At 75.4% G+C, this 1,571-nt stretch carries 1 protein-coding gene; it reads right to left on the bottom strand.

The genetic code is table 11. The features are described 5' to 3' along the window. Positions 1–1,571 (bottom strand): hypothetical protein (locus tag AX744_RS20700; RefSeq protein WP_197429219.1); only part of this gene is annotated, 1,571 nt, incomplete at both ends.

Here is a 1,571-nt window from a genome sequence, read left to right as displayed (position 1 = left end):
CGCCGCCGCCTGAGCCGCTGCGTTGGCCGACACGTCGGCCGCCGCGGATGCCTGGCTGGTCGCGTCCGCGAGTGCCGCAGCGACTGCCGCGGCCTCAGCCGAGGCGTTGCTGTCGTCGTCAGCCTGGGCGGAGGCCGCTGCCGACGCGGACGCGTTGGTGTTGATCTCCGCCGACGCGTCAGCCGAGGCGACCGCGTCGGACGAGGCATCGGTCGAGGCGTTCGCGATCGCCGCCGCGCTCGCGTTCGCCGCAGCGCTCGTGCTGGCATCCGACGTCGCGGTGGCGTCAGCCGCCGTGTTCGTCGTGGCGTCGGCGAGAGCTGCGGCCTGGGCCGCGATGGCCGCGCCGGCGTTCGCCGCCGAGGTGGCATCAGCCGTCGCCGCCGTGGACGAGGTCGCCGTCGCCGCCGACTCCGATGCGGCGTCCGCTGCCGGGTCGGCCGCCGCCGAGCCCTGCGCTGTCGCATCCGCGAAGGCCGCTGCCTGCGCGGACGCTTCCGCGACGGCCGCGGTGGTGGCATCGGCGTTCGCCGAAGCGGATGCCGAGGCAGCCGCGTTCGCGTTGGTCGAGGCTTCCGAGGATGCGTCGGTGGAGGAGTCGGAGGTCGCTGCGGACTCCGACGAGGCCGCGGAGTTCGCTTCCGCTGCCGCGGAGGCTGCGGCGTTCGCGTTCGTCGAGGCATCAGCCAGCGCCGCGGCCTGGGCGGCGACGGCCGCGGAGGCGTTGGCGGTCGATGTCGAGTCGGTCGACGCTGTCGTCGATGCCGTCGTCGTCGCCGCAGCCTCGGCGGCCGCGGTCGCGTCAGCGGTGGCGGCCGCCGACGCGGACGAGGTGGCATCGGCCAGAGCAGCCGCCTCCGCAGCGGCCTGGGCCGACGGGTCGCCGTCCGCGGTCGCGTCCGCCGAGGCCGACGCTGACGCCGCTGCGTTGGTGTTGACGTCACCCGGGTCGCCCGCCGTCACCTCTGTGGTGTCCGTCGCGGTGACGGCACCGGCGGTCGCAGTCAGCGTGTATCCGGTTCCGGGAGTGGTGCCCGCCGGTACGGGATAGTTCGCAGTGAAGGCTCCCGAAGCATCGGTCGTCGCCGTCACCGGGCCGCCGACGTTCGCGCCTCCGCCCGGAGCTGTCAGCTGCAGCGAGACCGAGGAGCTCACGGGCCAGCCCGAGCCGGTCACGGCGAGGTTGCTGCCCGCCGGAACCTGGGCGGCCGCGTCGACCACGACGGGAGCCGCGGTGACCTCCGTCGTGTCCGTCGCCGTCTGCGCACCGACCGAGGCCGTGACCGTGTAGCCGGTGCCTGCCGGGGTGCCGGCCGGGACCGGGTAGTCGAGCGCGAAGCCGCCGAGCGCGCCGGTCGTGGCCGTGCGCGGGGTACCGACGGCCGCGCCGCCGGGTGCGCTCAGCTGCACCGAGACCTGCGTGTTCGCCGGCCAGTTCGCTCCGGTGACGGGCAGATCGTCCCCTGCCTGCACCGTCGCCGCCGCGTCGACCGTGGCCGCCGCAGTCACGGTCGTCGTGTCGGTCGCGGTCTGGGTGCCGACAGTCGCCGTCACCGTGTAGCCCGCGCCGG

Origin of the sequence: Microbacterium sp. CCH5-D1 (genome assembly GCF_001557335.1) — a bacterium.
Classification (GTDB): Bacteria; Actinomycetota; Actinomycetes; order Actinomycetales; family Microbacteriaceae; genus Microbacterium; species Microbacterium oxydans.
This window is presented reverse-complemented; position numbering and strand designations above follow the sequence as displayed.